The organism is Deltaproteobacteria bacterium, assembly GCA_003194485.1.
GTDB lineage: Bacteria > Desulfobacterota > Dissulfuribacteria > Dissulfuribacterales > UBA3076 > UBA3076.
Genome location: PQXD01000002.1, coordinates 132,841 through 155,002 on the forward strand (window position 1 = coordinate 132,841; position 22,162 = coordinate 155,002).

Annotated in this window: 22 protein-coding genes; 15 read left to right on the forward strand and 7 right to left on the reverse strand. The window is 50.0% G+C overall.

Annotation, left to right across the window (positions count from 1 at the left end):
• Together C4B57_02010 and C4B57_02015 are read left to right on the forward strand one after the other, a co-directional pair.
• Nucleotides 1–500: IS256 family transposase (locus C4B57_02010; GenBank protein PXF55799.1), on the forward strand; the 500-nt coding region annotated here is incomplete at its 5' end.
• 60 nt (nucleotides 501–560) lie between these two features.
• On the forward strand, nucleotides 561–749 hold the full coding sequence (locus tag C4B57_02015) for a hypothetical protein (protein ID PXF55800.1): 189 nt from the start codon (nucleotides 561–563) through the stop codon (nucleotides 747–749).
• Between the two features lie 44 nt (nucleotides 750–793).
• Here C4B57_02015 and C4B57_02020 read toward each other — a convergent pair whose 3' ends face one another.
• A complete protein-coding gene (locus tag C4B57_02020; GenBank protein ID PXF55801.1) occupies nucleotides 794–1,729 on the reverse strand; it encodes a hypothetical protein in 936 nt (311 codons plus the stop codon).
• A gap of 167 nt (nucleotides 1,730–1,896) precedes the next feature.
• Here C4B57_02020 and C4B57_02025 point away from each other — a divergent pair, with 167 nt between their 5' ends.
• The 4 genes from C4B57_02025 (at nucleotide 1,897) to C4B57_02040 (ending at nucleotide 6,852) form a co-directional block, all read left to right on the forward strand.
• Nucleotides 1,897–3,588: a hypothetical protein gene (locus C4B57_02025; GenBank protein PXF55802.1), complete on the forward strand. Its 1,692-nt coding sequence runs from the start codon at nucleotides 1,897–1,899 to the stop codon at nucleotides 3,586–3,588.
• Between the two features lie 147 nt (nucleotides 3,589–3,735).
• A complete protein-coding gene (locus C4B57_02030) occupies nucleotides 3,736–4,047 on the forward strand; it encodes a molecular chaperone DnaJ (GenBank protein ID PXF55803.1) in 312 nt (103 codons plus the stop codon).
• A gap of 2 nt (nucleotides 4,048–4,049) precedes the next feature.
• On the forward strand, nucleotides 4,050–5,267 hold the full coding sequence (locus C4B57_02035) for an aspartate kinase (GenBank protein PXF55804.1): 1,218 nt from the start codon (nucleotides 4,050–4,052) through the stop codon (nucleotides 5,265–5,267).
• Nucleotides 5,260–6,852, forward strand: coding sequence for a citramalate synthase (locus C4B57_02040; GenBank protein PXF55805.1), 1,593 nt, complete (start codon nucleotides 5,260–5,262; stop codon nucleotides 6,850–6,852). The genes C4B57_02035 and C4B57_02040 overlap by 8 nt, the downstream gene beginning before the upstream one ends.
• A gap of 11 nt (nucleotides 6,853–6,863) precedes the next feature.
• On the opposite strand, the gene amrS is transcribed toward C4B57_02040, so the two are convergent.
• Nucleotides 6,864–7,877: an AmmeMemoRadiSam system radical SAM enzyme gene (gene amrS / locus C4B57_02045; protein PXF55806.1), complete on the reverse strand. Its 1,014-nt coding sequence runs from the start codon at nucleotides 7,875–7,877 to the stop codon at nucleotides 6,864–6,866.
• Between the two features lie 21 nt (nucleotides 7,878–7,898).
• Here amrS and C4B57_02050 point away from each other — a divergent pair, with 21 nt between their 5' ends.
• From C4B57_02050 to C4B57_02060, 3 genes are all read left to right on the forward strand, one after another.
• Complete coding sequence (locus C4B57_02050; GenBank protein ID PXF55807.1) at nucleotides 7,899–8,381, forward strand: hypothetical protein; 483 nt, start codon at nucleotides 7,899–7,901, stop codon at nucleotides 8,379–8,381.
• Nucleotides 8,382–8,618: 237 nt separating this feature from the next.
• Complete coding sequence (locus C4B57_02055; GenBank protein ID PXF55808.1) at nucleotides 8,619–10,721, forward strand: acyl-CoA synthetase; 2,103 nt, start codon at nucleotides 8,619–8,621, stop codon at nucleotides 10,719–10,721.
• Complete coding sequence (locus C4B57_02060; protein PXF55809.1) at nucleotides 10,721–12,601, forward strand: 4-hydroxybutyrate CoA-transferase; 1,881 nt, start codon at nucleotides 10,721–10,723, stop codon at nucleotides 12,599–12,601. The genes C4B57_02055 and C4B57_02060 overlap by 1 nt, the downstream gene beginning before the upstream one ends.
• Nucleotides 12,602–12,648: 47 nt before the next feature.
• Here the strand turns inward: C4B57_02060 and xth are convergent, their stop codons facing one another.
• Nucleotides 12,649–13,446, reverse strand: a complete 798-nt coding sequence (xth, locus tag C4B57_02065) for an exodeoxyribonuclease III (protein ID PXF55849.1) — start codon at nucleotides 13,444–13,446, stop codon at nucleotides 12,649–12,651.
• 360 nt (nucleotides 13,447–13,806) lie between these two features.
• Here xth and C4B57_02070 point away from each other — a divergent pair, with 360 nt between their 5' ends.
• The 4 genes from C4B57_02070 to C4B57_02085 all read left to right on the forward strand — a co-directional run bounded on the left by C4B57_02070 (nucleotide 13,807) and on the right by C4B57_02085 (nucleotide 15,509).
• On the forward strand, nucleotides 13,807–14,187 hold the full coding sequence (locus tag C4B57_02070) for a hypothetical protein (GenBank protein ID PXF55810.1): 381 nt from the start codon (nucleotides 13,807–13,809) through the stop codon (nucleotides 14,185–14,187).
• A 286-nt stretch (nucleotides 14,188–14,473) separates the two neighbouring features.
• On the forward strand, nucleotides 14,474–14,827 hold the full coding sequence (locus C4B57_02075; protein ID PXF55811.1) for a hypothetical protein: 354 nt from the start codon (nucleotides 14,474–14,476) through the stop codon (nucleotides 14,825–14,827).
• A 51-nt stretch (nucleotides 14,828–14,878) separates the two neighbouring features.
• Complete coding sequence (locus C4B57_02080) at nucleotides 14,879–15,097, forward strand: hypothetical protein (GenBank protein ID PXF55812.1); 219 nt, start codon at nucleotides 14,879–14,881, stop codon at nucleotides 15,095–15,097.
• 85 nt (nucleotides 15,098–15,182) lie between these two features.
• Entirely contained in the window at nucleotides 15,183–15,509 is a 327-nt protein-coding gene (locus C4B57_02085; GenBank protein PXF55813.1) for a hypothetical protein, read from the forward strand.
• A gap of 201 nt (nucleotides 15,510–15,710) precedes the next feature.
• Here C4B57_02085 and C4B57_02090 read toward each other — a convergent pair whose 3' ends face one another.
• The 4 genes from C4B57_02090 to C4B57_02105 form a co-directional block, all read right to left on the reverse strand.
• A complete protein-coding gene (locus C4B57_02090; GenBank protein ID PXF55814.1) occupies nucleotides 15,711–16,517 on the reverse strand; it encodes a hypothetical protein in 807 nt (268 codons plus the stop codon).
• Nucleotides 16,514–17,857 (reverse strand): nodulation protein NfeD, encoded by a 1,344-nt coding sequence (locus C4B57_02095; GenBank protein PXF55815.1) that lies wholly within the window; start codon nucleotides 17,855–17,857, stop codon nucleotides 16,514–16,516. Before C4B57_02095 ends, C4B57_02090 begins: the two co-directional genes overlap by 4 nt.
• Nucleotides 17,841–18,596 (reverse strand): uracil-DNA glycosylase, encoded by a 756-nt coding sequence (locus C4B57_02100; GenBank protein ID PXF55816.1) that lies wholly within the window; start codon nucleotides 18,594–18,596, stop codon nucleotides 17,841–17,843. Before C4B57_02100 ends, C4B57_02095 begins: the two co-directional genes overlap by 17 nt.
• Before the next feature lie 125 nt (nucleotides 18,597–18,721).
• A complete protein-coding gene (locus C4B57_02105) occupies nucleotides 18,722–19,084 on the reverse strand; it encodes a hypothetical protein (GenBank protein ID PXF55817.1) in 363 nt (120 codons plus the stop codon).
• Between the two features lie 95 nt (nucleotides 19,085–19,179).
• On the opposite strand from C4B57_02105, the gene lysS reads away from it, so the two are divergent.
• Together lysS and C4B57_02115 are read left to right on the forward strand one after the other, a co-directional pair.
• Nucleotides 19,180–20,661: a lysine--tRNA ligase gene (gene lysS / locus C4B57_02110; GenBank protein ID PXF55818.1), complete on the forward strand. Its 1,482-nt coding sequence runs from the start codon at nucleotides 19,180–19,182 to the stop codon at nucleotides 20,659–20,661.
• 8 nt (nucleotides 20,662–20,669) lie between these two features.
• On the forward strand, nucleotides 20,670–21,962 hold the full coding sequence (locus C4B57_02115; protein PXF55819.1) for a lipoprotein-releasing system transmembrane subunit LolC: 1,293 nt from the start codon (nucleotides 20,670–20,672) through the stop codon (nucleotides 21,960–21,962).
• Nucleotides 21,963–22,162: the final 200 nt, after the last annotated feature.

Here is a 22,162-nt window from a genome sequence, read left to right on the forward strand (position 1 = left end):
CCCTGGGCATCATGGATGGCCTGCCTGGCCTTGAGGCCGTATTCAAGCAAGAGTTCCCTTCGGCAAAGGTACAACGTTGTCAAGTCCATGTGGCCAGGAACGTATTGGCCAAGGTACCCAAGAAGCTAAAGAAGGAAGTAGCGGATGATTTAAGGTCCATTTTCTATGCCTCTTCAAGAAAGAAGTGGAAGGATACCATTCTTTCTGCTGTATCCTGTCTTGAGAGATCCATCAATGCCTGCCTGACTTTTTTCAGCTTTCCTGAAGAGGAATGGATATCTCTACGGACTACCAACATCATTGAGAGACTGAACAAGGAATTCAAGCGCAGAACGAAACCCATGGAGATACTTGCTGGTGAGACTGCCTGTTACCGTCTCCTGGCCTTTATCTCTCTGAGAATGGAACTGCATTGGAGGTCAAACCCAATAGGAAAAGTACGTAACAACCTGCCTTTTCACAAAGAATTGGCCTATGAGAAATTCACACAAAAAAGTTGAGAGTACCACATTTCAAGGTTGACGTGACACTAGTAGGGTATGAATGGAGTTCGTGAGTGCATGGACCCGTGTGCAAGCCTCCACGGCAGAGCGGCCTGTTACGATGAACAATCCGTTCGACTACTTCGTCTGGCTCATGTCTCAGCCGAGCATGTGGCATCCCTCTCTCCTCGCTTGAACATCCTGCGCCACGGCCTGGATGACGATCTGGTGATGCTGGATGTGCCCATGAGGAACTGTGGGCGCTGAGTGCGCTTGATATGGATGGTATCGGGTCGATCTCACTAAATTCTCTATTCTCTTTCTGCCCGTGCAACTGGCACCGGAATGCCGGTCTGCTCCCTGACGGCCTTCTTGATTTTCTTGAGATCCACCTTAATGGGGCCTATGGCCTCTTCGCAGGCAGAAATGCCGGAAAAGGCCGTTGCCAACGGGTCATCAATCTTATTTTCATAGTCTTGATATACCTGCAACCAGCACTTGCCTTCTGCCCATCCAACCTTTATTGGTTCATAGATGATCCGGACCAGTGTTCCCACCGGCACCAGCGGAAACAAAGAGGCTATGTCTTCAGAGTAAAGCCTTATACACCCGTGACTGACCCGGCGCCCCACACCCCAGGGACGATTTGTGCCGTGAATACCGTAAGAAAGCCGTGAAAAACGCAGAATGTATTTCCCAAGAGGATTGTCAGGTCCTGGCGGCACCTGTGGAGGTAACTCAGGATCTTCCTCCAGCACGGAGGGCGGTACAAACCATATCGGATCTTCGGCCTTATTGAACACTGTGTAAATGCTCAGCTCTGTGGAATAGCCCTCTCTGCCGACCCCCACAGGACATGTCCAAAAGCGGGATCGTCCATCCCCGGCGGATTCAAAATAATACAGGCGCATCTCAGCAAGATTTATTACTATTCCTGACGGCAGACGTCCCCTGGGCAAAACGAATACAGTGGGTACAATCACGCTGGCGCCTTCAGAAGGCACCCAGGGGTCCACCCCCGGGTTTGCCGCTACTATCTGATTGTACCCCAGGTCATAGTCCCTTGCTATGTCAAGCAGGGTCTGTTGGTGCCCCGCCTTTACCGTCTTCAGTGTACCATAAACAGTTTTTCCGTTTTTAAGGTCAAAAACCTTGAGAGCGTCGGCCTTCGGGGCTGCCGGGATAATCATGAAAACAAGGAGTGCCCTTATAAACAAAGCGGCTCTGGGTGAAGAAAGGCTAAACATGCGTCTTTAGTAAAATCCTTGAAGGCCGGACAGGCTGTTGGCGAAACTGATTTAAGTATTGTATTATGAAAATGATTCTAATATATGTATCATATTTTTGAAAAGCATCCTACAGTCCATCCGGCACACGCGGCCAGGAGCAGGCGGGATGGAACGAAATCTGAGCAGTGACAGGAATACCAGAGGTCAATATGAAAAACTACTTTAAGAAGGCAGCAGTCAAAATATATGAAGATGCAAAAAGAGAAGGCCGGCTTATTGAAGGTCTCGGCCTTGACGTGCTAAAGGAGGTTGCCGTCAGGCAGGAGGGGGTAATCCAGACACAAATGGGTTCTGTTGCAGCCGATTCAGAGCCCATGTCCCGTTCAGCCCCTCATACTGCCAATAACATTGATCACCCGTTCGGCGAAGAAGAAGAGCAACTGGCCCTGGAGGCGGTGGAGTATCTGAGCAGGGAACGAATAATATCCATGGATACCATAGTGGGGGACGGCAGGGACGGAGTTACGGCCCGATTCCTGATTCCTGAAGTCTATGCCCAGCTCGCCTACGGCCTGAAGCTGCTTCTGGACTACCCGGCTGCCAGGGTGGTGGAAAATCCGACTTACACCATTATCTTCTTTACAGACGAGGCATTTGAAAACAACAAGCACAAAAAGCTCATGGACAAGGATATCACCATCCGCCTCTGGATGGGAGAAAAAAGGGGCGAGCAGGTAAAGATATGCAGAAACAGCGTATACCTTGGCGAAGGGAAAAAAGGTGTCTTCCAGTTTGAGGACTGGCGGGTAAAAAACATTGACAAGGCTGGCATCTTCCTGCACGCGGGCGCCAGGAGAGACTTGCTCTGGATATATGATCTTGAAGCCGAAAGGCCGGAGCTGAAGGAGGTTGTTGCGGGTGTCTCTGGCCTAACTGCCACCGGCAAGACAACGACACTCTGCAGGAAGTTTGCCAAGCTTCCCAGGGAGATCTCTGAGATGATAGGTGACGATGGTGGTACCCTGGCCTATGATGGTAGCTATGCGGCCTTTGAGGTAGGAGGACTGTATGTAAAGACAGAGGGACTGGATGAGAGCCAGCCTGAAATTCTCCGTGCGGCAGACTCTCGTGACGCCTTCCTGGAAAATGTTGCCATTAGCAAATACCCATATATACCCGATTTCAAAGATATTTCCAAGACAGCAAACGGCCGGGCCGTTATCACGAGAGAGAACCTTGAAATAGCAAGCCAGTCCTTAAGAGCGGACAGGCTGGATTATATAATTATCCTTACAAGAAATCCCATGATCAATGCCATAAACAAGCTGACTCCGGAGCAGGCCACCATGCAGTTTATATACGGCGAATCAATCGAGAGTTCCGGGGGCAATCCAGAGGAGGCAGGCAAGTTCAAGCGGGTCTTCTTCCTTGATCCTTTTGTCTGCGGGAATCTGCTGGAACACGCTATGATCTTCTATGAGATTATCAAGAGAAACCGCATAAAGTGCTATCTTTCCAATACGGGCACCATAGGTGTGAATGATACAAAGGTAACCCTGCGCCAGTCTCTTGCCATTTATAATGATCTTGGCCGGATAGAGCTGCGGTTCAGCTCCGAACCGGATCTATTGGGCTATCATTACCCGATTAAATGCGACAGGGCCAACCTGTCCGTCATGAATGCCCACTCTCTTTTTCCTGACAAGGAAATCCTCAGAAAGAAGATAAAGGACTTCCTTAAAGGCAGAACGGAGTATCTTGAGGATTTTGAGGCCAGGTATGGTGAAATCCCCGAATACATAAGGGAATCGTTGCCGTATCGTGAAGATCACGTCTACAAAATAATTGAAGATCAAAGAATACTGGATTTTGAATAATATTAAACGATTAGCTGTTAGCCATTAGTATTTGGAATAACCTATTTGGAAAACAGCAGCAAATTAACAGCTAATTTTGTAATAGCAGAACATCCTGTAATCATTAAACTAATAGTAACCGCTAAAGGCTGATCGCTCAATTTAGATATGAGTCACAATCGCTGGGAGGATATAGATCAAGCCAGAAAGCTCCTCAGGCTTCCTGAACAGGTGACAAGAACCGAGATTCTGGAGGCATACAGACATTGCTGCAGAGACCTTCATCCTGACAGGAATCCCGGCATGGACACATCAGAAGAGATGGCCAGGCTGAATACGGCCTACAAGGTCCTGATGGAATATGTCGATAGGTACGAAATAAAGCTCAATCCAAATGAAGATGGCATGACCGAGGGAGAATGGTGGATGCATCACTTCGGACAGGACCCTATATGGACCGGAGATCATGAGGAAGAATAGCTATGGCCCTGATCGTGCAGAAATACGGAGGTGCTTCAGTAGCAAGCTGCGACCTGATTAAAAAAGTTGCAGATCGTGTAATTTCCTGCAAAAAACAGGGAAATGATGTTATAGTAGTCCTCTCTGCCATGGCGGGAGAGACCGACCGGCTGATTGAACTGGCAAGGCAAGTGCAACCAATGTCAGATCCCAGGGAACTCGACGTCTTGCTGGCCACCGGAGAGCAGATGACCGTCTCCCTCTTTGCCATGGCAGCCAAGGAAAAAGGCTTTGAGGCCATGTCCTTTCTGGGTTATCAGGTCCCAATCAACACGGATTCATCCTACGGAAAGGCCAGGATCCTGGACATATCTCCTGAAAGGCTCGATGCAGCCCTTAAATCGGGATACATTCCTGTTGTGGCAGGCTTTCAGGGAGTTACTTCCAGAGGTAATATCACTACCCTCGGAAGGGGCGGCTCAGATACAACCGCAGTGGCAGCAGCCGTAGCTCTTAATGCCGATATCTGCGAAATATATACAGATGTAGACGGGGTCTACACGACAGATCCGAGTATATGCCCAAATGCCAGTAAGATTGACAGGATTTCCTATGAGGAAATGATGGAAATGGCGAGCCTCGGTGCAGAGGTCCTTGAAATCCGGTCAGTGGAACTTGCCATGCGATACGGGATGCCTCTCCATGTGAGATCGAGCTTCAACTGCAACACAGGGACCTATGTTATTAAGGAGGATGAAACCATGGAACAGGTATTGGTTTCGGGTGTCACTTACAGCCGAAATGAAGCACGTATTACCGTCACCAAGGTCCCTGACAGGCCGGGTATAGCTGCCGGTATATTTAATCCGATCTCGGAAGCAAATATTGTGGTTGACATGATCATCCAGAATACAAGGGCCGGTGACCTTACTGATATGACCTTCACGGTTTCAAGGGGAAATTATGAAATGGCCATGGATATAGTGAAAAAAGTGGCCAAAGGGATCGGGGCTGAGAAGGTGGCCGGAGACCAGAGCATTGCCAAGGTCTCTATAGTTGGAGCAGGGATGAGGAACCACGCAGGTGTGGCCGGCAAGATGTTCGATATCCTGGCCAGGCACGGCATTAATATCCTCATGATCAGCACGTCTGAGATCAAGATATCCTGCATCATTGAGGAAAAATATACTGAACTGGCTGTTCGTGCACTGCATGAGGAGTTTGGCCTAAATTATGAATAAAAGGATTGAAATATATGACACAACCCTGCGGGACGGGACTCAGGCCGAGGACTTTAATCTCTCAGTCGAGGATAAGGTCCGGATAACATTAAAACTTGACGATCTCGGCATTGATTACATTGAGGGGGGCTGGCCTGGCTCCAACCCGAAAGATGAACAATACTTTCGCGAGATTCAGAACTACTCCCTAAGCCACAGCAGGTTGGCGGCCTTTGGCAGTACACACCACGCCAAGCATCATGCCCATGAAGATAAAAACCTCAGGGCGCTCGTGGCGGCCCGGACTCCGGTTGTCATAATATTCGGGAAGACATGGGTAGTACATGTAAAAGACGTCTTGAGGATCACACCGGAGAAGAACCTGGAACTGATAAAGAACTCCCTTTCCTGGTTAAGGCCCCAGGTCCGGACACTATTTTACGATGCCGAGCACTTCTTTGACGGATACAAGGCCGACCGGGACTATGCCCTTGAAACCCTGCGCCGGGCATTGGCCGGAGGAGCAGATTGTCTTGTTCTGTGCGATACCAATGGCGGAACCCTGCCCCACGAACTGACAGAAATCATACGGGACGTCCGGAAGACCCTGGGGGAAGGAACTCGACTGGGTATCCACTGCCACAATGACGCAGAAGTTGCCGTGGCCAACTCCCTGGCGGCAGTCAGGGCGGGAGTAACGCACATCCAGGGTACCATCAACGGCTTTGGCGAGAGGTGCGGGAATGCCAACCTATGCTCCATAATTCCGGACCTTATGCTCAAAATGGGATATGAATGTACGGCAGGTAAAAATATCGGGAAGCTCACCAGTGTATCCAGATTTGTGAGTGAGATCGCAAATCTGTCCCACAATAAGTACCAACCCTATGTCGGGGAAAGCGCCTTTACCCACAAGGGGGGTATCCATGTCAGCGCCGTCCGCCGCAATCCCGAATCGTATGAACACATAAGGCCTGAATTAGTAGGAAATGTTCAACGCATTCTGGTCTCTGATCTTTCCGGGAGGAGTAACATACTTGCCAAGGCCAGGCAGTACGGCCTTGATCTGGAGAGCCGTGATCCTCTTGTGCTGGACATTGTGGCCCAATTAAAGGATCTCGAGGCCCAGGGTTTTCAGTTCGAAGGCGCAGAGGCCTCGTTTGAGTTGCTCATGAGAAAGGCCATTGGTACCGGGCGCAAGTACTTTGATCTCCTTGCCTTCAGGGTCATAGACCAGAAGCTCAAAGACAATGAACCTACACAGGCAGAAGCTACCATCAAGGTACGCGTAGGCGGCCATACAGAACACACCGCCGCGGTGGGCAACGGGCCGGTGAATGCCTTGGATAACGCCATGAGAAAGGCCCTTGAAAAATTCTATCCGCAGCTCAAGGAAATGATACTGCATGATTACAAGGTAAGGGTTCTTCCCGGAAGTCCCGGGACAGAGGCCAAGGTACGGGTGCTGATAGAATCAAGGGATCAGCATGACAAATGGGGAACGGTCGGGCTCTCCCACGACATCATTGAGGCCAGTTGGCAGGCACTTGTGGATGCCATCTGTTTCAAGCTGTTAAAGTCAGAAAAAGACGGGCAACGATTATAAATGCCTGTCCATCAGGCCCATATGCCCTGAATGGCCTCTCCGCACTTGCTGCATCGCCCATCAGACAATAGATTTTTCGCTATCCTGAAGCCGAATCTCTTGATGATCTCTGCGCCGCAGGCAGGGCAATAGGTATTTTCTCCGCCCTCGCCGGGAACATTGCCTTCATAGACAAACCGCAGGCCTTCCTCAAGGCCTATTTTCCTGGCAAGACGCAAGGTGGCAACCGGAGTAGGCGGCCTGTCCAACATCTTGTGAGTGGGATAAAACGCTGTTACATGCCACGGTATTGAAGGATCGACTCCTTTAACAAACCTGGCTATGTCCCTCAATTCTTGCGGGGAATCATTCCATCCGGGAATAATCAGGGTTGTTACCTCCACCCATACTCCAAGTTCGTGCATCAGACGAACATTATCAAGAACGGGCTGAAGCCTTGCCTTGCAGACATCGTGGTAAAATTTATCCGTAAAGGCCTTTATATCAATGTTTATTCCGTCCAACACAGGAGCCAGATGCCGGGTCACTTCCGGGGTCATATAACCATTGCTGACAAAGACGTTCCTGAGGCCCCTCTTTTTGGCAAGAACCGCGCAGTCATAAGCCAGTTCATAGAAGATTGTGGGCTCAACATAGGTATAGCTTATACTCTTTGCCCCATCAAGAACCGCTGCATTTACAATATCTTCCGGTTCCCTGTCCTCCCCGGCTATCTCTCCTTCATGGATGCGCGGATACTGGGAAATCTGCCAGTTCTGGCAGTGGAGACACCTGAAGTTGCAACCCACGGTGGCAATTGAATATGAGGTCGAACCCGGCAGAAAATGAAAAAGGGGCTTTTTTTCAATGGGATCAGAATTTGCCGATATAACCTTACCGTAAACAAGACTATAGAGCTTACCGTTCCTGTTTTCCCGGACCCTGCAAATCCCCCTTCTTCCGGGTTTAATATGACAGCGATGGTTACAGAGCTGGCATTGCACCTTTCCTTTGTCCTCAACCGTATAAAAAAGGGCCTCTTTCATATCAAGACTTCTCCGTTTCTAATGGACAACAAAATCGATAGCCATCAGCTTTTCTTATTTCTTTATTATATGATTATACTGCAAAAAAGCCCGAAACATGATTCCGCTCAAAAAGCCCGGGACCTGCCTGCCGGCAGGCAGGTGCAAGGCGCAAAATTTTCCAGGAACGAGGCTTATCGTACGCCGCAGATTGGATTTTTTCAGCAAAATCATTATATCATAAAACATGAATCCGTCCTATACTTCATGGGGTGGAGAAAGCATATGACAATGTCTTTAATGAAATCACTGTTTACAAAGGAACTATGCATGATTATTAATAAATATTCAGTGAACCCGTTATCTGCCTTGAAGCGGTTGCCTTTTTCCGGGTTTCAAAGCTCACTCATCGCAGACCGGAGAGGCAGTGCAATCCGGCCCGCGATCGAAACCCTGCAAAAGGCAAACCGCTCCTGCGGCAGGGCGCGGACGGCAACCGTTCACTGGAAGGGGATATTTCTTTGAACAGTTTAACGGAAGCCCCCGTAGTTTTCTCGGCTTTTGCTGTGGGGGAAACTGCATCGCCTGAGCGCAGCGTAAGGCGAATGCAGAGGGGGCAGGACATCCCCCATGTCAAAAGCCTTAAGAAAACAAGGGGCTGAAGTGTGAAGTGAAAAGAAATATCCCCTGTCCGTGAACGGTTACGTGGGGGCACGGGTTCATAAGAATATTTACACTTTAATATAAACGGATCTATATAAAATGTTAGAAGCTCTGCTCTATCCAAAAAACATCGCGGTGATCGGGGCATCAAGGACGCCTGGCAAGGTAGGCCATGAGATAGTAGCCAACCTGATCAATGGCGGTTTTGCCGGTGATATAATACCTGTTAATCCGTCAGCAGACCAGATTCTTGGGCTCAAATGCTACAAAACCCTTAAGGACTTTGAAGGAACTGTGGACCTGGGCATTGTTACTGTCCCAAGGCAGAACGTCATGGCTGTCGTACAATCATCTATAGAAGCAGGCGTGAGAGCCCTTTCGATAATTACCGCTGGATTCAGGGAGACGGGCGAAGAGGGCGCAGAGCTTGAGAATGTCCTGGCAGGTCTCTGCAGATCTCACAATGTACGGCTGCTCGGGCCTAACTGCCTGGGCATTATGAACACACATCACCACATGAATGCCTCGTTTGCCGGGGATATGCCTGAAGCAGGAGGCATATCGATTTTTTCCCAGTCAGGGGCATTGTGCACTGCTATTGTGGATTCATCCGTAACGGGACATTTCGGGCTTGCAAAGCTCATAAGCCTCGGCAACAAGGCTGATCTTACAGAGGTGGATTTCCTGGCGGCCCTCGCCAGGGATGAAAGAACAAAGGTTATTGCCGGATACCTTGAAGATATTGTTTCCGGTGACGAATTTGTGAAAGCGGCAGAGGATGCCTCATCGATCAAGCCGGTCGTAATTCTGAAGACCGGGACTACCGAGGCAGGTCGCAGGGCTGCCTCCTCCCACACAGGAGGCCTGGCTGGAGCTGATATAGCCTACGGTGCGGCTTTCAGGCGTTCCGGAGTGATCCGCGCAGATACTTTTCAGGCCTTTCTTGACTATGCATCGGCCCTGGCAATGCAGCCCCTTCCCGAGGGTGACCGCGTTCTTATTATTACAAATGCCGGCGGACCCGGCACAATGGCCGCGGATGCTGTGGAAAAATCCGGCATGACCGTTGCCATGCTGAATTACAGTACGGCAGCCGCCCTTAAAGAGAGACTTCCAAGGGCGTCGAGTACAGGCAATCCAGTGGATGTGCTCGGCGACGCTGATCCGGAAAGATATGCCATTGCATTAAGCACCGGCCAAGACGATGATTCAGTAGACGCCATCATCGTAATCCTGACGCCACAGGCCATGACAAAGCCTGCTGAAACCGCAAGGGCCATTGCCGGTTGCGTAAGGTCCGACAAGCCTGTTCTCGCGGCATTCATGGGAGGCAAGCATGTAATGCCCGGCAATGACGAACTGGTTGCTGCCGGGCTGCCTGTATATAATTCACCTGAGCGGGCCGTTGGTGCCCTAAAGGCCATGTACGATTATTCCGTGTGGCGGCGGCGTCCGCCGCGGATAGTAACACGATTCAGAGTTCATCGCCGGCGAGTGGAACGGATAATTGCCAGGCACCTGAGGACCAAAAGGATACTCATAGGAGATATAAAAGCCAAGCAGATCCTTGGTGCTTACGGCTTCAGGATACCCGAAGGCCACATCACAAGCACAACTGACGAGGCTGTAGAGGTTTCCGAGCAAATAGGATACCCTGTAGCCATAAAAATCGTCTCGCCGAATATCGTACATAAAACAGACCTCGGTGGCGTGAAGTTACACCTGTCTACTGCAGATGACGTGCGGGACGCATTTGACCTGATGATGCTGAGGATAAGGCAGAATGCTCCTGAAGCCCACATCGAGGGCATTTACGTGGAGAAGATGCTTGCACGGGGCCTTGAAGTCATCATAGGTATGAGCCGTGATCCGCAGTTTGGTCCGATGCTCATGTTTGGACTCGGGGGCATATTTGTCGAAGTGATGAAAGACGTTACCTTTCACCTGGCTCCGATTACCGCGGAAGAGGCATTCCAGATGCTTAAAAGCACCAGGTCCTATGAAATGCTCCTGGGAACCCGTGGGGAAAAAGGAGTGGATTTTGCCGCAATAGCCAATGGTCTTCAACGCATCAGCCAGCTCGTGACGGATTTCCAGGAAATTACCGAGTTGGATATCAATCCATTTATCGTCGGAGATATCGGAACCGATCCCTTTGTGGCTGATGCCCGAATGACACTGACTCTTCAAAAGGCTGAATAATGAGCAAACCAGATCAGACGCCATACGACCCGGACTGGCAGAAGAAATACAAAGACATGATCTGCACTCCAGGGAAGGCGGTCTCGAGCCTGCGGCCCGGGCAGCGGGTATTTATCGGGACAGGATGCGGGGAACCAAAAGAACTGGTCAAGGCCCTGACCGACCGCGCTTCCAAACTGGCGGATATGGAGATTGTCCAACTCCTCACTCTGGGTGAGGCCCCTTATGCCCACAAAAAACTTGCCGATTGCTTCATGGTGAGCAGCTTTTTTGTTGCGGAAAATGTCAGGGGGATTATTCAGGAAGGGCTCGGCAAATATACACCCATTTTTCTCTCAGATATTCCCCGGCTTTTCGGTTCAGGTCAGTTGCCGCTGGATGTTGCCCTGATACAGGTTACACCTCCGGATGAACGTGGGAAAGTGAGCCTTGGGGTCTCGGTGGATATTGTCAAAAGTGCGGCTGAAAACGCCTCGCTCGTCATCGCCCAGGTCAACCCTCAGATGCCCAGGACCCTTGGAGACAGTTTTATTGATATCTATGATCTGGACATTCTGGTCCCTGTGGACACGCCCATTTTTGAAGCGACCTTGCCAGAAAGCACGGAAGTGGTACGCAAGATCGGAGAACGCATTGCGGCCCTGGTGGAAGATGATTCCACTGTTGGGTTTTCGGTCGGGCGCATCCCCAACGCGGTGGTTGATTTCCTGAAAGAAAAGCAAAATCTCGGTATACACACGGAGATGTTTACAGACAACATCATAGATCTGGTGGAATCCGGAGCTGTAACCGGTGCAAAAAAGACCCTCGACAGGGGCAGAATTGTTGCCAGTTTCTGTTTTGGAACCCGCAGGCTCTATGACTATATCAACAACAATCCCCTTTTCTCTTTTCGTCCGACCGAGTATGTCAACAACCCCTCTATTATTGCCAAACAACACAAGATGGTGGCTATCAACACGGCATTAGAGATAGATCTTACAGGCCAGGTCTGTGCGGATTCCATTGGTACCAAATTCTATTCAGGTATCGGCGGCCAGGTAGACTTTAACAGTGGTGCAGCCAGATCTTATGGGGGCAAGGCGATTATAGCCCTGCCATCCACCACAGCAGATGGAACCACTTCACGGATCGTTGCGAAGTTGAGTCCGGGTGCCGGTGTAGTGACCACCCGTGGAGACGTACATTACGTAGTAACCGAATACGGCGTGGCCTACCTCCACGGCAAAAGCGTTCGTGAACGGGCCCTGGCGCTAATCAGCATTGCACACCCGCGTTTTCTTGAAATGCTCCTCAAGGAGGCCATTGAGGCAAAATACCTCAGGAAAGAGCTCGCGGATGCGGGAAAGAGCTTCATAGTCGCTCCACATGGAGCAAGAACGTCGTTGCTTTTGGACGACGGAACAAAAATCAACTTCAGACCGATACACCCCACTGATGAGCCGAAGATAAAGGACCTGCTCTACACCCTCTCCCAGGATGCCGTGTACTCTCGTTTCATGACACATATCCAGCGCTTCCCTCATAAACAGATCAAGGATTTCGTGTACATAGATCATCGAAAAGAAGTGGCCATCGTAGGCGTCCTGCCTGAGGTCCATGGGGAAGATATAATTGCGGTAGGTCGGTATTACCTGGATCCTCGGACCAACCGTGCAGAAGTCGCATTTGTGGTCCGCGATGACTGGCAAGGTCGCGGCATAGGCAAGTTTATGTTCAAATACCTTACCACCATAGCCAAACAGCATGGCATCACCGGCTTCACTGCCGAAGTCCTTCGAAGCAACAAAAGAATGCTGGCGATTTTCAATAATAGCGGCTTGCGGGTAAGAAGCAGGCTGAATAATGATATCTACAGCTTTGAGATGGACCTTGATTAATCAGAAAAGGTTCGGGGTTCATAGTTACAGGTTCAGGGTTTTTAATCTCAGGTCGCCGCGGTCTTTCCGAACTCCGCCACCAGGAAAGTATGATCCGAGGGTTTTTGAGAAAGTCTCGGACCAATATCTATATATGCCTTTTCAGCATGTTCAGCCAGCGCAGCCGTGGCAAGTATATGATCTATGCGCCAGCCCAAGCGCCTCTTGACCGCATTGGGTATCCTGTAGTCGTAAAAAGTATACTGGTCCGGACCCGGATTAAGCTTCCGGAATACGTCTATGAATCCCCATGCCTTGACTTTCTCCAAGGCCTTGCGGACATCTTCGTGGAAGCAGACATGATCGGCCAGGCGGTCCGGGGCATAAACGTCTGCCGGTTCAGGGGCAACATTGAAATCTCCGCACCAGAGCAATGGTTCGTCAGGGGAATAATTTCTTTCAAAGAGCTCCCTTAATCTTTCAAACCACCTGAGCTTTATCTGAAAATACACGTGGTCCAAGGCCCTGCCTTGGGGAACATACGCATTTACAACAGGAATATCCTTTACGATACAACGGATAAGCCTGGTTTCATCCTCCGGGCTGTTTTCATGGTCATCGAAACCGGCAGCCATATCTTTTATCTTGTGTCTGCTGGCGATCGCAACGCCATTGTAAGACTTCTGGCCCCTGCAGATCACATTATAGCCTATTTTATCAAATGCTTCTTTTGGGAAATCTTCATCCCTGACCTTTGTTTCCTGCATGCAAAGCACATCAACCGGATTTTTTTCAAGCCAGGGAATCACTATGTGAAGACGTGACCTTATGGAATTCGTATTGAAGGTTGCAATGCTGAATGTTATCATCTCATGAAATTTATGCTGGATATGTAAATATCCGGTGAACCCGCTATATCCTGCCTTGAAGCGGTTTGCCTTTTTCCGGGTTTCAAAGCTCACTCATTGCGGACCGGAGAGGCAGTGCAATCCGGCCCGCGGTTGAAACCCTGCAAAAGGCAAACCGCTCCTGCGGCAGGGCACGGATGGCGACTTCCACAGTGGACCACGGGTTCTCCGAATATTTACCTGGATATCAGGATTTATTTAATTATTTCACGATTTATGTCGATACGCAAGTCGAGAAGCATTGGAATTCAATTGTAAGTTTCGGCCTTGACAGGGTTAAAGGCAAAAAACTATGATAGTTTCCGGCAGAAGTTGTAATTGCCTCCGTTCAAAGTGATAGAAGCAGCCATGAAAGATCATGAACTCAAAATCGACCAGCGAAAATATGACAGGGCACCGGCGCAATTCACTATCGAGTATTCATACGGTGGCCGCTTCTATACAGAATACCTGATTGACCTCAGTGTTGGAGGAATGTGCATAGATGCATTGAAGCCGGTTGAGCCGGAAACCAGGCTAATTGTTACGATTCCCTCAAAACCTGTCGTAAAAATAGAGGGAATTGTGAGATGGAGCCGTAAGGACGGACACAGATACCAGATAGGTATTGAGTTCGATAATCTCACAAGGGAACAGGAATCCGGCATCAGGGAGATTATTAGTTCCCTCTTTTGGGAAGTGAGCCAACAAGACTCCTGAATATGAGCAGGATATCATTTGCAGCAAACGTGCGGGATTGAAAAGAGCTTTAGCGGCAGCCCTTCTCCCTTTCTCCCAAAATACCCCGTCTGCTTTTTCCAGCTATTGTGACGTACGCTGAGTACGCCTGAAATCTCGCACTTTTTTCAGCTCCCTTCATAATTATTGAACAAATTTGCCAAGGTCCACCGTGGCTGTTTTTGAGCTTTGGCTCAATAAATATCTTGACAATACGCACTAAAGTATTATGATTTAATCAAATGCTCAAAACAATAGGAGAAGTGTAGTGCCCAGACCCAGAAAACCCCGTCTTGTACAGGGAGGACCCATGGCAAATATTTTCAAGCCACAGGGGATTCCGACGAGGGACCTCGAAGAGGTGGTGCTCCCTGTCGAAGGGCTTGAGGCCCTGCGTTTGAGCGATCTCGAAAAGCTGGATCAGGGAACTGCCGCTCTCCGCATGAACGTATCCCGCCAGACCTTCGGCAGGGTGCTTGCTGAAGCAAGAGAAGTGGTGGCAGAGGCATTGGTCATGGGAAAGATGATCAGGATTCAGGGCGGTTCCTACACCCTCTTCGGTGTCGGCAGATGGCGTAAAAGAACTCGGGGCGGCAGGCCGCCTGGGCAAGGGTGGACATAGAATTTTTTGACACAATTAATTAATAAACAATCGAAAGGAGGTGCTATACATATGCCAGGTTTTGACAGAACCGGTCCTCTGGGCAGAGGTCCGAAAACAGGCCGGGGACTTGGAAGATGCGGCAAGGCAAGGACAGCCACGGCTTCAGATACCGTTCCCGGTGGAGCTGTGAGATCGGAAGACTGGCCAGCAGCCGGCCGGGGTTTAGGCCGCGGGATCCGCAGGGGCCGTAGAGGCGGTCCAGGTCGCGGTCGTATTCAGGCAATGTAACAGAGGACTGCTTATTGCGCAGCACTTACAGGCGGGTGCTCCGCGCCCGCTTATTAATTTATTATCAGAACCAAGGAGGTTCAACATGCCAGGTTTTGACAGAACCGGTCCATTAGGGCAAGGGCCCATGACAGGAGGTGGTTTTGGTTACTGTACTGGACGGAGGCAGGGCTACAGGCCCTGGGGCCGCGCATTTTACGGCGGATTCGGGGCCGGCTTTGGTAGAGGTAGATTCGGCAGGGGGCTGGGTCCGGGTTACGCATACTGGCAGCAGAGAAGGTCTTATTTGCAGCCAGTGACTCTTGACCCCAAGGAAGAACTCGCCGAACTCAAGCGCGAGGCCGACGACTTAAGGACTTACCTGAAGGAAATGGAAGCCAGGATTGAAGAATTGGAAAGTCCGTCTGAATAAGGACCTTCACTCAGACAACTACAAAATCGTAAATATCCGGTGAACGGTTGCCGTCCGTGCCCTGCCGCAGGAGCGGTTTGCCTTTTGCAGGGTTTCGATCGCGGGCCGGATTGCACTGCCTCTTTCGGTCTGCGATGAGTGAGCTTTGAAACCCGGAAAAAGGTAACCGCTCCAAGGCAGGATATTGGGGTTATCAACCTCTCATTTATCCGCTTCTATTTCAGATGCGACAGGCTCATTCACGTCTTCACGTGATTTGAGCCTGTCGGCAATTTCCATGAAAGGTTTGAAAAGATCAATGGGAATCGGGAACAGGGTGGTTGAATTATTTTCCGTGGCTACTTCCCTTAGGGTCTGCAGATACCTGAGCTGCAGGGCCGCAGGTGCCTTGTGTATGATATTGGCTGCATCGGCAAGCCTCCTTGCTGCCTGGTATTCGCCTTCTGCATTGATGACCTTTGACCGGCGTTCCCGTTCGGCCTCGGCCTGTTTTGCCATAGCCCTTTTCATTTCGTCCGGGAGGTCTATCTCTTTCACTTCCACCTTGCTGACCTTGATTCCCCAAGGCTCGGTATCAAGATCCAGTATCTCCTGAATCTTGGTATTAATTTTATCTCTCTCTGACAGGAGTTCATCCAATTCGGCCTGTCCGCAGACGCTCCTGAGGGTGGTCTGGGCCAACTGGGAAGTGGCGAAAAAGAAGTTTTCAACTTCTATGATGGCCTTTCTTGAGTCAAGGACCCTGAAATAGACCACCGCGCTTACCTTTACGGATACATTATCCCTGGTAATGATATCCTGCGGTTGAACATCAAGGGTAACGATCCGGAGGTCAACTTTCTTCATCTTATCAATTACGGGAATAAGTATTATCAGGCCGGGTCCCTTGGTCTTAATGACACGACCAAGCCTGAAGATTACGCCACGTTCGTATTCGTTCAGTATGCGAATTGCCGATATCAGAAAAGCGATGATCAGAAAAAGCAGAAAAGCGAGAGAAATTGTCATGACTTGCCTCCCTGGGTCTTAGAGACCCGTAGTTTAAGTCCATCAATACCTGTTACTTTTACCTCGGTACCCTCTGGTATGGTCTCATCGCTTACAGCGGTCCACAGTTCTCCGTGCAAAAAGACCTGCCCACCACCCTTTCCTATTGTCTTCCGAACAAGGCCTTTTTCACCTATAAGGCCTTCCGCCCCTGATTTCGGCCTGGACAGAGTGGCCCTGGTTGCCAGATAGGTAATAGCGGCCAGAAAGGAGCCGACTCCCAGCAGGGTAGTCCAGAGGACATCAGTGTCAATAGATACTCCGGTCTTCGGGGTGTCAAAAAGCATCATGGAGCCCAGAAGGAGGGCAGCCAGACCCGTTGCTCCCAGTATGCCGTGGCTCGTAACTACAAGCTCCATTATGAACAGAACCACTGCCAGGAGCAGCAAGAGCAGACCGGCAGTACTGACCGGGAGGGCCTGAAGTGCAAACAGACCCAGGAGCAGGCATATGGCCCCTATGGTCCCCGGGAAAATGGTCCCGGGATGGGCAAACTCGAAATAGAGACCTGTCAAACCGATCATCATGAGGATATAGGCGATGTTTGGATCTGCTATGGTCCTGAGTATTTTCTCCCTCAAGCTCTCTTTTATCTGAATAATTTCAGGATTACTGATTACCAGTTTGGCCGGACCGCCAGGCAGACTTACTGTCATGCCGTCAAGTTGTTGGAGCAGGTCGCTGAGGTCTTTTGCCAGGATGTCGATTACTTTCAGCTCCAGCGCCTCCCTTGCGGATGCCGAAACGCTCTCCCTTACCGCCTTTTCCGCCCACTCTGCGTTTCGGCCACGCTCTGTTGCCACACTCCTGGCCATGGCAGCAAGGTCATTTTCCGCCTTTTGTTTCATGGTCTCATCCTTTTCTCCGCCAGAGCCCAGATTTACCGGGTGGGCCGCCCCGATATTGGTACCGGGCGCCATGGCGGCAACGTGAGCGGCAATGGTGAGAATAGCACCTGCAGAAGCAGCCTGTGCCCCTGAGGGTGCTACATAAACAACTGTTGGAATCGGTGACGCCATCACTTCCTGGACCATGTCCCTCAGGGTAGCTACCAGACCGCCTGGAGTGTCAAGCTCAATCACCAGGCAGACGGCCTTACCCCTGTCCGTTTCTAAAAGCGCTCTCCTCAGAAGCTCCGCCGCACCGGGATTTATGCTGCCTCTAAGTTCAACGAAATAGACCCTGGAATGGTCTGCCTGATCCCCTGGCTTGTCTTTCTGATCATCCCCCCGCAGAGAAGAAATTGATACAAAGAAAAACAGCATAATGAGAAAAAATAGGTTTTTAGCGATACTTGGCATACTCTTTTTCCAGTATTTGAAGGTCATGCCAGGCCACACGTTTGAGCTCCTTTTGCTGGCTTCCTTTTGATCTCAGCAGATATGCCGGATGATATATCGGCATGACCATGGCATTTCCCAGCTGATGGAAGCGGCCACGAAGAGATTTTAAAGAGGCCTTTGTTTTAAGGATTGTCTGGGCAGCCACCAATCCCAAAGCAAGTATAAGGGGCGGATCGATAAGCCTCAACTGATGTCTTAAGAAGAAAGAGCATGCGGCAATTTCTTCATGTCCTGGCGTACGGTTATGCGGAGGGCGGCACTTGATTACACTGGTGATGAAAACCTCCTTTCGGGAGATATTTACAGACCTTAACATATCTGTAAGTAGCTCTCCTGAAGGACCAACAAATGGCCGGCCCTGCATGTCTTCTTCCCTGCCCGGGGCCTCTCCTAACAGCACCAGCCTCGCATCTTCAGGTCCTTCTCCAAAGACTATATTCTGCCGGCTTTTATGCAACTCACACCTTTTACATCCCTCAATCATCCTGCGAAGCCCATCAAGGTCAGTTGGTGCGTGAATTTTATCTCCGTATTCATGAGTGGCAGTCAGCCCGTTCACAGGTGTCTCATCTTTGACACAGCGATCCAGGAAAGCGGATAATCCAGGACCTTTGGGGATAATCTCAACCCCCAATCGCCTTTGATAATGAAGCCAGGAGTAAATATTGTTCATGATTCGAACAATTTCTTTAGTCATGTTAAGCCATTGAAATTTATATACTACATTTATATACCAGTAATCAATCAGGGCCAGGTTATTTTTCCAATAGTCATATTTTCCAATTTCAAATTTCAGGTCTCACCGCTTCTTCCTTCAATCCTTCAATACCGTCTTGAAAAGACCAAGGAAAAAGCCAGTACTGCAATCGCACCTATGGCAGTACCCAGGGTATCTGCCACCCAGTCGACCGGATCGGCACATCTCTGGGGCACAAAATATTGATGAAGTTCGTCGGCAAGGCCATATAATGATCCAAGAAAAATGACCTGGCACAGGGCCCCTGCTATAGATGCGCCGGAGCTGTGCAGCCTCCACCACATGAGCAGCATGCCTAACGCAACATATTCAAATAGGTGTATAAAATAGTCATTGACCGATACGCCTGGAAGTCGGTCACCCGGGACGGAAGATATCCCGAAGATAACTCCTGCATATGCTATGCACAGGGCTAAACGTAGATTCATGGAGTGTAATGCCACCGGTTCACTTGACGGTGCGTATAGAGTAAACTATGAATGACTTCTTGTCAGCGGTTGGATTATCTTAAGGAGGGGACAATTTGAGTGACGAAAGCCTAGTTATTATGCAACGCCGGGAAAAAGCGAAGCAACTTGAAAAAAATAATATATCCCTTTATCCCAACAATATCAAGATGCCTGAAAGTACGGCGACAATACGCAGTCTGTATGACTCATTTGATGGAGAAGCCCTGGAAAAGCTGCCTGACAGCTTCAGTTTGGCCGGTCGCATAATGAGTTTGCGCCGTTTTGGGAAAGCCGCTTTCTTGCATCTGCAGGACGGCTCCGGTCAATTGCAGGTCCATGTGAGAAGGGACCTGGTCGGGGCCGAAGCCTACAGTATATTCAAAAAATTCGACATCGGTGACCTGATTGAGGTCAAAGGCAAGCTCTTCAGGACACGCGTCGGCGAATTGACAATCGCTGCTGAAACCATAGGCCTGGCAGCCAAGTCCCTGAAGCCCCTTCCTGAAAAATATCACGGAATAAGAGACAAGGAAATCAGGTATCGCCAGCGATACGTCGATCTTATCATGAACCAGGAGGTAAGGGAGGTCTTCAGGACCCGGTCCCGTATTATACATATATTACGTGAGTATTTCACTTCCCATGGCTTCCTGGAGGTTGAGACCCCGATGATGCAGTCCGTTGTCGGTGGCGCAACCGCCCGTCCCTTTACGACCCATCACAATGCCCTTGACATGGACCTTTACCTGCGGATAGCTCCGGAACTGTATCTGAAGCGGCTCCTTGTGGGCGGCTTTGAAAAGGTATTTGAGCTCGGCAGGAACTTCAGGAACGAGGGAATTTCGATACAGCACAACCCGGAGTTTACCATGCTGGAGTTCTATGAGGCCTATGCCACTTATGAAGACCTCATGACGCGGACAGAGGAACTTTTTTCCCGGATAGCTGAAGAAATAAAGGGCAGAATGGTCTTTTCCTGTCAGGGGCACATGCTGGATCTCACACCCCCCTGGCGTCGGATGACTCTTGAAGAGTCATTAATGGAGGTCGGAAAGGTTTCAAAAGACGACCTCAAAAGCAGAAAGGGCCTCATGAAAAGGTTGAAGGCGCTTGGTGCTCCTGTAAGAGGCAATGAAAAAACAGGCAAATTATGGACAAAGCTCTTTGATTTACTGGTAGAGCCGAGGCTCGTTCAGCCGACCTTTGTGTGCCACTATCCAATCGATGTCTCACCGCTGGCCCGGGAGAATCAAGATAATCCTGAGTTTACAGACAGATTCGAACTTTTTATCGGAGGCCGCGAGATAGCCAACGCATTCTCGGAACTCAACGACCCAAGAAAACAGCGCCAGCGCTTTGAAGAGCAGATAGCAGGCAGGGGAGATGACGAGGAGGTGCCGCCTGAACTGGATGAAGACTTCATCAGGGCACTGGAAGTAGGTATGCCGCCTGCCGCCGGTGAGGGCATAGGTGTGGACCGCGTGGTAATGCTCTTTACTGATTCCCTTTCTATCCGCGATGTTATACTGTTCCCGCAGTTGCGTCCGGAGAACTGAGTTTCAGCATGACTTATGAATGGTTTATTGCCCTGCGTTACCTCAGGGCAAAACGCAAACAGGCCTTCATTTCCCTTATTACCTTTATATCCATATCAGGGATAGCAGTCGGCGTAATGGCCCTGATCGTCGTAATTGCCGTCATGACCGGTTTTGAAAACCATCTCCGCACCAAGATACTCGGCATTAATTCACATATTCTGGTCAAAAGCTATGAAGGCGCCTTTGGTAACATGGAATCCGTACGTCAAAAGGTGCTGGGAGTTACTATCTCCCGCAACGACCATTTGAATGGCCTTTTGAATATAATCAGGGGGAAGGACGGGGCAGTCACAGTGACAGATGCGACTCCCCTTGTTTATGTCCAGGCCCTTCTGAGCTCAGGAAGGGCTGTCAGCGGGGCAGCCATACGCGGGATAGACCCGGTCTCTGTGGCAGGGGTCTTCAGATTGGGGGAGATCATCAGGGGAGAGGGGCTCGTGGCATTTGAAAATTATAATGGCAGAGGAACTCCTCCAATACTTCTGGGGAAGGAGCTTGCCCGCAACCTTGACGTTACTGTCGGGCAGCCGATCCAGGTCGTGCTGCCCAGCGGGACTGTTACACCCATAGGAATGCTCCCCAAGATACGTACCTTCCGGGTAACAGGTATCAGCACGACCGGTATGTACGAGTACGATGCCTCCCTTGCCTTTATTCCCATTAAGGCGGCCCAACGGCTTCTTGGGTTGGGCGACAAGGTCCATGGCCTGGAGGTCAAGGTTTCGGATATTTATGCCGCGAACGGCCTTGCAGCGGCGATACAAAAGAGGCTTGGGTTCCCGTTCTGGACATCGGACTGGCAGCAGATGAGCCGAAATCTCTTTTCGGCCCTGAAGCTGGAAAAGCTCGCCATGTTCATAATTCTTACCCTGATTGTCCTGGTGGCCGCCTTTAACATTGTGAGCACCCTTATCATGATGGTCATGGAAAAGAATCAGGATATAGCAATACTTAAGACACTGGGGGCAATGGATAGTAATATCCTGCGGATCTTTGTTTACAATGGATTGCTTGTAGGGCTGACCGGAACCGTGCTTGGCGTACTGGGCGGAACAGGTCTCTGTTTTCTCCTGAGCCGCTATAAGTTCATCAAGATACCAAGTGAGGTATATTATACCGACACACTTCCCATACTGCTTCACATAAGCGACGTGGCCATAATTTCCGTTTCTGCCATTCTAATATGCTTTTTTGCCACCATATATCCGGCCAGGCAGGCAGCCAGGGTCAATCCATCCGAGGCATTGAGGACGGGGTGACCGGTCTGTGATATATTTATCCCTGACACGGGTTGAGCGGTTCAAGGTTCATAGGTTGTCAACCCTGAACCGTGAACCCTGAACCTGGAACCGACCAGTTTTAGATCTAAACTGCTCAATTAATATCAGGAGGAATCAAGAATGAGCACGGAGCAATTGTTACCACAGGGTGAGAGCATCCGAAAGGCGGTAAAATGGAT

Coding starts and splice junctions, on each gene's coding strand:
- C4B57_02030 (PXF55803.1), top strand. CDS start 3,736: ATGAGTCACAATCGCTGGGAGGATATAGATCAAGCCAGAAAGCTCCTC.
- C4B57_02080 (PXF55812.1), top strand. CDS start 14,879: ATGCCAGGTTTTGACAGAACCGGTCCTCTGGGCAGAGGTCCGAAAACA.
- C4B57_02020 (PXF55801.1), bottom strand. CDS start 1,729: ATGTTTAGCCTTTCTTCACCCAGAGCCGCTTTGTTTATAAGGGCACTC.
- C4B57_02095 (PXF55815.1), bottom strand. CDS start 17,857: ATGCCAAGTATCGCTAAAAACCTATTTTTTCTCATTATGCTGTTTTTC.
- C4B57_02055 (PXF55808.1), top strand. CDS start 8,619: ATGTTAGAAGCTCTGCTCTATCCAAAAAACATCGCGGTGATCGGGGCA.
- C4B57_02115 (PXF55819.1), top strand. CDS start 20,670: ATGACTTATGAATGGTTTATTGCCCTGCGTTACCTCAGGGCAAAACGC.
- C4B57_02060 (PXF55809.1), top strand. CDS start 10,721: ATGAGCAAACCAGATCAGACGCCATACGACCCGGACTGGCAGAAGAAA.
- C4B57_02035 (PXF55804.1), top strand. CDS start 4,050: ATGGCCCTGATCGTGCAGAAATACGGAGGTGCTTCAGTAGCAAGCTGC.
- C4B57_02105 (PXF55817.1), bottom strand. CDS start 19,084: ATGAATCTACGTTTAGCCCTGTGCATAGCATATGCAGGAGTTATCTTC.
- C4B57_02050 (PXF55807.1), top strand. CDS start 7,899: ATGGACAACAAAATCGATAGCCATCAGCTTTTCTTATTTCTTTATTAT.
- C4B57_02040 (PXF55805.1), top strand. CDS start 5,260: ATGAATAAAAGGATTGAAATATATGACACAACCCTGCGGGACGGGACT.
- C4B57_02100 (PXF55816.1), bottom strand. CDS start 18,596: ATGACTAAAGAAATTGTTCGAATCATGAACAATATTTACTCCTGGCTT.
- C4B57_02015 (PXF55800.1), top strand. CDS start 561: ATGGACCCGTGTGCAAGCCTCCACGGCAGAGCGGCCTGTTACGATGAA.
- C4B57_02090 (PXF55814.1), bottom strand. CDS start 16,517: ATGACAATTTCTCTCGCTTTTCTGCTTTTTCTGATCATCGCTTTTCTG.
- amrS (PXF55806.1), bottom strand. CDS start 7,877: ATGAAAGAGGCCCTTTTTTATACGGTTGAGGACAAAGGAAAGGTGCAA.
- C4B57_02085 (PXF55813.1), top strand. CDS start 15,183: ATGCCAGGTTTTGACAGAACCGGTCCATTAGGGCAAGGGCCCATGACA.